This is a genomic window from Pantoea coffeiphila (assembly GCF_016909495.1).
Taxonomy (GTDB): domain Bacteria; phylum Pseudomonadota; class Gammaproteobacteria; order Enterobacterales; family Enterobacteriaceae; genus Erwinia; species Erwinia coffeiphila.
The window spans coordinates 146,249-155,418 of sequence record NZ_JAFBFW010000010.1 but is presented as its reverse complement, the minus strand read 5'-3'; the positions used below and the strand labels follow the sequence as shown (position 1 = coordinate 155,418).

The 9,170-nt window shown below is 50.3% G+C and carries 9 protein-coding genes; 6 read left to right on the top strand and 3 right to left on the bottom strand.

The annotated features are described in order from the left end of the window. Window positions 1-359 precede the first annotated feature (359 nt). Together mobB and mobA are read right to left on the bottom strand one after the other, a co-directional pair. Window positions 360-869, bottom strand: a complete 510-nt coding sequence (mobB, locus tag JOE09_RS24170) for a molybdopterin-guanine dinucleotide biosynthesis protein MobB (RefSeq protein ID WP_205067628.1) — start codon at window positions 867-869, stop codon at window positions 360-362. Between the two features lie 14 nt (window positions 870-883). Beyond that, on the bottom strand, window positions 884-1,468 hold the full coding sequence (gene mobA, locus JOE09_RS24165; protein WP_205067627.1) for a molybdenum cofactor guanylyltransferase MobA: 585 nt from the start codon (window positions 1,466-1,468) through the stop codon (window positions 884-886). Between the two features lie 76 nt (window positions 1,469-1,544). Here mobA and JOE09_RS24160 point away from each other — a divergent pair, with 76 nt between their 5' ends. From JOE09_RS24160 to spfP, 5 genes are all read left to right on the top strand, one after another. Continuing rightward, window positions 1,545-1,814: a YihD family protein gene (locus tag JOE09_RS24160; protein ID WP_105594396.1), complete on the top strand. Its 270-nt coding sequence runs from the start codon at window positions 1,545-1,547 to the stop codon at window positions 1,812-1,814. An 82-nt stretch (window positions 1,815-1,896) separates the two neighbouring features. After that, window positions 1,897-2,889: a serine/threonine protein kinase gene (locus JOE09_RS24155; RefSeq protein WP_205067626.1), complete on the top strand. Its 993-nt coding sequence runs from the start codon at window positions 1,897-1,899 to the stop codon at window positions 2,887-2,889. 48 nt (window positions 2,890-2,937) lie between these two features. Then, the gene (gene dsbA / locus JOE09_RS24150; RefSeq protein ID WP_205067625.1) at window positions 2,938-3,567 is read left to right on the top strand and encodes a thiol:disulfide interchange protein DsbA; all 630 of its coding nucleotides are present in this window, start codon (window positions 2,938-2,940) and stop codon (window positions 3,565-3,567) included. 415 nt (window positions 3,568-3,982) lie between these two features. Then, window positions 3,983-6,781, top strand: coding sequence for a DNA polymerase I (polA, locus tag JOE09_RS24145; protein WP_205067624.1), 2,799 nt, complete (start codon window positions 3,983-3,985; stop codon window positions 6,779-6,781). 284 nt (window positions 6,782-7,065) lie between these two features. Next, on the top strand, window positions 7,066-7,113 hold the full coding sequence (spfP, locus tag JOE09_RS26515) for a small protein SpfP (protein WP_071892919.1): 48 nt from the start codon (window positions 7,066-7,068) through the stop codon (window positions 7,111-7,113). Window positions 7,114-7,297: 184 nt separating this feature from the next. Here the strand turns inward: spfP and yihA are convergent, their stop codons facing one another. Beyond that, entirely contained in the window at window positions 7,298-7,933 is a 636-nt protein-coding gene (gene yihA, locus JOE09_RS24140; RefSeq protein WP_200562174.1) for a ribosome biogenesis GTP-binding protein YihA/YsxC, read from the bottom strand. A 552-nt stretch (window positions 7,934-8,485) separates the two neighbouring features. On the opposite strand from yihA, the gene yihI reads away from it, so the two are divergent. Next, entirely contained in the window at window positions 8,486-9,016 is a 531-nt protein-coding gene (gene yihI / locus JOE09_RS24135) for a Der GTPase-activating protein YihI (RefSeq protein ID WP_205067623.1), read from the top strand. Window positions 9,017-9,170 lie beyond the last annotated feature (154 nt).

Sequence of the window (9,170 nt, the reverse complement as noted above, 5' to 3'; positions counted from 1 at the left end):
CAGAAGTGAAACGCCGTAGCGCCGATGGTAGTGTGGGGCCTCCCCATGCGAGAGTAGGGAACTGCCAGGCATCAAACAAAGCAGAAGGCCATCCGTAAGGATGGCCTTTTTGCGTTTGCGCCATTTAAAATTTCCTCTGAAGTGACCATTTTACCATCGCGTACTCTACGTTCTCTGCACTGCTATCCAGCACCATAATCCGGCTCTCAGTAGAACCACCATTTTCACCTTAAATATCGCTCAGTCAGTACCCGGTGGTACCTCAGACATAGAACACAAAGTACTCACTCCCTCTTTTTGGCATAAACGATCTGCACATTATTGATACTCAGTCTGGTTTCTGAACGCCCTTCGCGCCTTCATCCTTTCTGCACTGACATCCAGCCCTGAATAAAATCAGCAATCGCCTCTATATTGTTTAAATCTAATCGAACCACATCGAGCTCAAGCTGAATATCACTGGCAACAGCAATCGTCCATTGATCCAGTGGTAAGGGGAGTGGTTTGCCTGAACCGGACCGGTGCAGGACAATTTTTGCGACTTCTTCCTGCTTAAATCCTTCCACCAGAATAAGATCTAATGCCGAAGCATCCATTCTGCTGGCAAGATAATGCAGATCGAGCGCGTCCTGCTGTGGCGTTTCTGTCATTAAAGCCCAACGTAACTGACTGGCAACCAGTACCTGATCGGCCCCCGCTTTACGCAGCTCATAGCTATCCTTCCCCGGCGTATCAATTTCCAGCTGATGATGAGTGTGTTTGATCAACCCACAGCGGATACCCCGTGATTTGAGTTTGGGAATTAACAGTTTAAGCAGCGTTGTTTTCCCTGTGCCGCTCCATGCGGAGATAGCAAGAAGTGGGATCATTATGTGAATTCCTTTCAGTTTTTAAGATCTTCGGGATGGTTAATATTATTGAAGGCGGTACCGGCGTTGCTGAACAGCACACCGTGCCCGCCAGCCTGCTGTAAAAAAAGCAGTAGCCTGCGGTCACCACACTCAAGATACTGACGAAGCTGTTTTGCCAGACTGCGATGCATCAATGCCAGCGCCGGGTGATCCCGCTGTTCAGATCGAGCCCAGACCGCCGGCGCGCCGTTTTTGTTACGCCATAGATGCGAAACCAGATTGTCGGGCAGTTGCGGGGTATCACAGGAAGAAAAGGCGACCCATTCTGTATCGGCCTGCTCGAGCGCTGCCAGCATACCCGCAAGCGGGCCGGGAAAATCCGGCATTGTATCGGTGATAACCGGAAAGCCACTCTGTTGATATTCCGCAAGGTTACGATTGGCATTAATCCATACAGTATCAACCTGGGGTTTTAAACGCTGCAACACGTGGTGATAGAGCGGTTGCTGATGCCAAACGATCAGCCCTTTATCCTGGCCTCCCATTCTGCTGCCGCGGCCGCCAGCGAGGATCACTCCGGTGATAGCCGGACGTTCAGAGTTTGAGTTAATAGCCATTCTTTATGTCCTTTGCTCAAGTTTGGCGTGTAGATTGATATCGTAACTGAAGTGTATTTATACGGGGAACAACAATATGAAATGCCATCGCCTCAATGAACTTATCAGCCTGTTACAGCCTGCATGGCAGCAGGAACCCGATCTCAATCTTGTACAGTTTTTGCAAAAAATGGCCGATGAGGCAGGATTTAAGCAGCCAATTGAAGAACTTACGGATGATGTTCTGATCTATCACCTTAAGATGCGGGGCAGTGATAAAAGTGCGGAAATTCCCGGATTAAAGAAAGACTATGAGGATGATTTCAAAACCGCACTGCTTCGCGCTCGTGGGGTGATTAAAGATTAAATCTGCTCCTGGAACCGAAGCCACCGGTATTTGATGATATTCTTAGCGGCTATACTTACGCATTTATCAATGAGCCTGCCGGATGACAGAAGCTGCTTTTAACTTCCAAACGCTTACCCCCGATACCATCCTCGATGCATTATGGGATACCGGCCTGCGGGTTGAATCCGGGCTGACGGCGCTAAATAGCTATGAAAACCGCGTTTACCAATTCACCGATGAAGATAAACGCCGTTATGTTGCAAAGTTTTACCGCCCTCAGCGCTGGTCACAGCAGCAGATTGAAGAAGAACATCAGTTCTCCGCCGAGCTGTTGGCTGATGAAGTGCCTATCGCCGCACCGTTGAACCTGCAGGGTAAGATGCTGCATCAGCATCAGGGTTTCTGGTTCGCCGTTTTCCCCAGCCTTGGTGGCCGCCAGTATGAAACGGATAACTATGACCAGCTGGAATGGGTTGGCCGTTTCCTTGGCCGCATTCATCAGACCGGGCGCAGGGAAACTTTTGCACACCGACCGACAATTGGCCTGACGGAATATGTTGATCAACCGCTGGAGGTTCTGGCCAATAGCGCGCTCGTTCCCAGGGCCCTGAAGGATAGTTTATTAGCGACTATCGAGCGGCTACGCACAACTTTACAAAACTGCTGGCATACTCAGTGGCGGCCGCTGCGTCTGCACGGAGATTGCCATCCAGGAAATATTCTGTGGCGGGATGGTCCACTTTTTGTCGATCTGGACGATGCCCGAAATGGTCCTGCCGTGCAGGATTTATGGATGCTGGTTAATGGCGATCGGCAAGAACAGCTGATCCAGTGGGATATTTTACTTGAAGCCTACAGTGAGTTTTGTGACTTTGATGCTCACGAATTGTCACTGATTGAGCCTTTACGTGCTATGCGGATGGTTTATTATCTGGCGTGGGTTGTTCGCAGATGGGATGACCCGGCTTTCCCAGGTAGTTTCCCGTGGATGACGGATGAGGATTTCTGGCGTCGTCAGATTTCCATATTTAATGAGCAGGACAAGCTGCTGCAGGAGCCTCCGCTGCAGCTGATGCCTGATTTCCAGGTGTAATCACCCTTTGGTACGCCTACTGAGTAGTAACTAGGAGAGAGTTTCACGATGAAAAAAATTTGGTTTGCACTTGTCGGTATGGTACTGGCATTCAGCGCATCTGCTGCACAGTTTACCGATGGTCAGCAGTATGTCACGCTGGACAAACCCGCTTCCGGAGAGCCGCAGGTTCTGGAGTTCTTTTCATTCTTCTGCCCGCACTGTTATGAGTTTGAGCGCGTCTGGCACGTTAGCGATGCCGTAAAAAAAGGCCTGCCGGCTAATGCAAAAGTGACCAAATACCATGTTGAATTCTTAGGTGGCGACATGGGTAAAACTGTTACTCAGGCATGGGCTGTCGCCATGGCGCTGGGCGTAGAAGATAAAGTGACCGCGCCTATCTTTGACGGTATTCAGAAAACCCAGACAATTACCGATCCTGCCAGCCTGAAGGATACCTTTGTGAAAGCCGCCGGTATCAAGCCGGAAGATTATGACGCCGCGTGGAATAGCTTTGTGGTGAAATCACTGGTTGCGCAGCAGGAAAAGGCAGCCGCTGATGTTGATCTTCGCGGCGTTCCGGCCATGTTCGTTAACGGTAAATATATGGTTAACAACGGTGGCCTGGATACCAGCTCAATGGATAACTATGTTCAGCAGTACGCGAACGTGGTGAAATTCCTGATCGGCCAGAAGTAATTAATCTGCTTAAATCGCCGGCTATCAGGCCGGCGTTTTTTTTCCCGTTTACTAGCAAATCAGACGGAATGAATTAAAATCTATCTCGGTTCTACACCATTCGTTTTCAGCCTTCGTCGCTACGCCTTTAACTAATATCCACATAATAATAATTCCGCTAAGGCCATTTTAAGTTAGCGGTTTTCCGTGTATCACATTGAATATTATGGTTATAAAATTCACTCTTGTTATTCTCTTTTCGCGAATAAAGAAGAGTTATTGAATTTACACACAAACTTATCCACAGGGTAATTTGTCGAGATGCTACGCAAAACGGGAATTGTTCTGTCAATTATGGCCATTGCGGTTTTATCTTTGATATCGAGCTGTGGCATCCTTAACACCAATCCAAAACTAATCAAGAACGTGACGACCTATGGCTCAAATTGCAGAAAACCCGCTGATCCTGGTAGATGGCTCTTCCTACCTGTACCGCGCTTACCATGCGTTCCCCCCACTGACCAATAGTGCTGGTGAACCTACCGGAGCAATGTATGGCGTACTGAACATGCTGCGCAGTCTGCTACTGCAATATAAGCCGAGCCACGTAGCGGTGGTATTTGATGCTAAAGGCAAAACGTTCCGTGACGAACTGTTCGAAGAGTACAAATCCCATCGCCCTCCGATGCCCGATGACCTCCGTGCACAGATAGAGCCGCTGCACACTATGGTGAAGGCCATGGGGCTGCCGCTGCTGGCTGTATCCGGAGTGGAAGCCGATGATGTGATTGGTACGCTGGCACTGGCGGCTGAAAAAATGGGGAAACCCGTCCTGATCAGCACCGGCGATAAAGATATGGCTCAGCTGGTCACGCCTAATATCACGCTGATCAATACCATGAACAATGCCATCCTTGGCCCGGAAGAGGTGGTGGAAAAATATGGTATTCCGCCATCGCTGATTATCGATTTTCTGGCACTGATGGGTGACTCGTCGGACAATATTCCTGGCGTACCCGGTGTGGGAGAGAAGACCGCGCAGGCGCTGCTTCAGGGACTGGGCGGCATTAAGGATATTTACGCCAATCTCGACAGCGTTGCTGGTTTAACCTTCCGTGGTGCAAAAACCATGGCCGCCAAGCTGGAACAGAATAAAGAGATGGCGCTGCTATCCTATCAGCTGGCTACCATTAAGACTGACGTTGAGCTGGATCGGACCTGTGACCAGTTGACCGTCAATGAGCCGGCGACGGAAGAACTGCTGGCCCTGTTTAAGCAGTATGAGTTCCGCCGCTGGATTGTCGATCTGGAAGAAGGTAAATGGCTACAGGGTAAAGTGGGCGGAACCTCCGCACCGAAAGCGAAAGCCGCACCTGCTGCTGAAGCTGCCGCCGATGAGGAACAGCCCGCCAGCGTACTGTCATCTGACGGTTACGTCACCATTCTTGATGAAGAGACCTTTGAAAGCTGGCTGCAAAAACTCCAGCGTAGCGAGTTCTTTGCTTTCGACCTGGAAACCGACTCTCTGGATACGCTGAGTGCCAATATCGTGGGTCTGTCTTTTGCTATCGCACCGGGTGAAGCGGCTTATCTTCCGGTAGCGCATGATTATCTGGATGCTCCCGATCAGCTGGATCGCAGCAGCGTGCTGTCACGTCTTAAACCACTGTTAGAAGATAATAACGCGCTGAAAGTTGGGCAGAACCTGAAATACGACCGTGGCGTGCTGAAAAACTATGATATTGAATTAAAAGGTATTCGTTTTGATACCATGCTGGAGTCCTATGCGCTGAATAGCGTGGCGGGCCGCCATGATATGGATACCCTGGCATTACGCTGGCTGAACCATAAAACGGTGACCTTTGAAGAAATTGCCGGTAAAGGTAAGAATCAGCTGACCTTTAACCAGATAGCCCTCGAGCAGGCGGCACACTACGCGGCAGAAGACGCCGACGTAACGCTACAGCTGCATCTGAAAATGTGGCCTGAACTGGAGAAAGAGCAGGGGCCGAGAACGGTTTTCGACCAGGTCGAAATGCCGCTGGTGCCGGTTATCTCACGCATTGAGCGTAACGGCGTGCTGATCGACCAGAGCATACTGGCCGCACATTCAAAAGAGCTGGGGACGCGGCTTGCGGAGCTGGAACTGCGGGCTCATGAGCTTGCCGGTGAGCCGTTTAACCTGTCTTCACCGAAGCAGCTGCAAACGATTCTGTTTGAAAAGCAGGGCATCAAACCAACCAAGAAAACGCCGGGCGGCGCGCCGTCGACCAGTGAAGAAGTGCTTGCCGAGCTGGCCCTGGACTATCCCCTGCCTAAGGTAATCCTTGAGCATCGTGGTTTATCCAAGCTGAAGTCGACCTATACCGACAAGCTGCCACAGATGATCAATCCGCTTTCTGGCCGCGTGCATACTTCCTACCACCAGACGGTTACAGCGACCGGAAGGCTCTCTTCCAGCGATCCTAACTTGCAAAATATTCCGGTGCGCAACGACGAAGGGCGTCGCATCCGTCAGGCGTTTATTGCTCCGAAAGGGCACGTCATCGTCGCCGCCGACTATTCCCAGATTGAACTGCGCATCATGGCGCATCTGTCTCAGGATAAAGGGCTGCTGACTGCGTTCGCTAATGAGCAGGATATTCACCGTGCGACCGCTGCGGAAGTCTTTGGCGTATCACTGGACAGCGTGAGCGGTGAACAACGACGTAGCGCGAAAGCGATCAACTTTGGTCTGATTTACGGCATGAGCGCGTTTGGTTTGTCACGCCAGCTGAATATCGGCGCAGGCGAAGCGAAAAAGTATATGGACCTCTACTTCGAGCGTTATCCGGGGGTATTGCAGTATATGGAGAGTACCCGTGAGCAGGCCGCTGAAAAAGGCTACGTTTCAACTCTGGACGGCCGTCGGCTGTATCTGCCGGATATCAAAGCCAGTAATGCAATGCGCCGTAAGGCAGCAGAGCGTGCGGCAATTAACGCCCCGATGCAGGGGACCGCAGCGGATATCATTAAACGCGCGATGATTGCCGTGGATGAATGGCTGCTCCAGCAAACGGAACCCGCCGTGAAGATGATTATGCAGGTACACGATGAACTGGTATTTGAAGTCAGAGCGGATGCGGTTGATGCCGCATCGGCGAAAATTCGCCAACTGATGGAAAGCAGTATGAAACTGGATGTGCCGCTGCGTGTCGATGTCGGCGTTGGCGACAACTGGGATCAGGCACACTAATCTCTTATGCAAGAGGCCGGGTAGTCATTTCTCCCGGCCTGAAACATCGATAAGAAAATAATCTATTTAATCGTTTCAGCTTCTGACCCTGCATATACTGTGGTTACCAGTAACGCTAACCATTTCAGCTAAAAGCATTTTTTAAGTAATTAAGCTACAGAAAGGGCGTCGTTATGTGACGAATGTTGGATCTTGACTGTCGTTTTCTGAAAATTAACTACAAAAAACCCTTTTTAGCGCTCAAAAAATCATGTAGAGTTTATCGCGTAGGGTACAGAGGTAAGATGTTCTATCTTTCAGACCTTTTACTTCACGTAATCGGATTTGGCTGAATATTTTAGCCGCCCCAGTCGTTATGACTGGGGCGTTTTTTATTGTCTGTCGCCTGCATCCTTGACGCCGCAGCTGCGTTAGCTGCGAGCCTTTGCCCCGGTCACTTACTGATGTAAGCTCCCGGGTTCTTATGCTCTTGCCGCCTTGCTGCAACGCCAACTATTCGGCGGCAGATCGTCTATTTCAGACAGTTTCTTCGTCTTCTTCAGTCGCAGGCGGCAGCTCGCGATACCAGCTATCCAGCTTCTGGCTAAGCTTATCCACGCCAATTTTCTTCAGCGATGAGAAGACTTCAACATCCACCGTGCCGAGGAAAGATTTCGCTTCTTCACGAACGGCGTTCAGCTGTGCTTTACGCGCCCCGGAAGCCAGCTTGTCGGCTTTAGTCAGCAGGATCAGTACTTCAATTCCGCTCTGTACAGCCCACATAACCATCTGACGGTCGAGATCTTTCAGAGGATGGCGAATATCCATCAGGACTACCAGCCCCTTCAGGCATTGGCGCTTTTGCAGATATTCTGCCAGCGATCGCTGCCACTTTAGCTTCATCTCTTCCGGCACTTCGGCATAACCATAGCCGGGAAGATCCACCAGTCTGTAGCCTTCGGCAACCTGGAACAGGTTGATTAACTGGGTACGGCCAGGTGTTTTACTGGTTCGGGCAAGGCTTTTCTGATTTGTCAGCGTATTGAGCGCGCTGGATTTACCCGCGTTTGAACGCCCGGCAAAAGCAACCTCAATGCCGGTATCGGCAGGCAGATGGCGGATATCCGGGGCGCTGGTGACAAAATGGGTGACGTGATAATTCCAGCCAGACAAAATAAAGTACTCCAGGAAAAAAGTGAATTGCGTTGATTATACCCTGTATGATCGAAAAGCGCCCGATAAGACATAATAACCCTGATATTCTCTGTGAGATATTTGCCATAAAACGTGGCGGTACTCTCTGCTTTTTTTTCTTCCAACTGTTAAAATATTCTTTAATTTCATGTGATTATTTTTTTCATATCCAAAAAATAACTAAAAATAAAAGCACAGCCTTGATAGTCGGATTAGTTAGTCTACATTTGTAATCAGAAACAGGCAGTTTCACTTCAGGATGAAGCGCTCATTGAGCATCAGGACGATGAAGAGCAGGGAAAGGAGAGTGCGAAAGGATCGCACAGCAGGATGGGAGCTCACCGGGACGTGGGCGCTTTGCAAAGGAAAACCGGGACGTTGGCTGCTAAAATGGATGCTGACACCGTCAGCCCTTCTGTGGAAGGTGCGAAAAAAGGCGACAGGGTGACCTGCCGCCTTTTTTCTTTCTCTGCTTTCTGCTAGATTCCGCCGCAATTCTATACTGAAGATAAACGTCTGAGAGCAGAAACCATGAAGCAACCTGCACGCACGCCACAGGGACAAAAACCTGCTGCAAAAAATAAGCGTAAATCCCGTGATGAACTGAATCAGGAAGCGCGCGACCGCAAACGTGATAAAAAACGTAGCGGCAACGCAACCGGCAGCCGATCTAATCCTGTTGTAGAGAGCCAGAAAACCGGCAGCAGTAGCAAAACTAAAGATCCGCGCATCGGTAGCAAAAAGCCCATCGCACTGGGTGGAGATGCCGTTACCGCAAAACCGGCTAAGCCCGCCAAAGCACCTAAAGTGCAGCCGGAGAAGAAACCGCGCCTGACGCCGCAGGAAGAGCTGGCAATGCTGGAGAACGACGAACGCCTGGACGCATTGCTGGATCGCCTGGAAAACGGTGAGTCGCTGTCTGCGGAAGATCAGGCATGGCTCGATCAGGCCCTGGATCGCATCGACGTACTGATGGAACAGTTGGGCATTGCACTGGATGATGATGTCGAAGACGACGCTGCGGAAGAAGATATGTATCGCCTGCTGAAGGGTGGGAACTGATTTTTTATCTTTGCTCCTGCGGGGGGATTCGCTCTCCATTGTCGGGAAAGAAAGGGTGTGCGTGCCCGGCATTCTGCATCTGATATTGACGTAAATTGAGGCAGGGCAATTCTGCTCTGCCTGTAATAACCGGTTTCTCTGCTGATGATTTGGC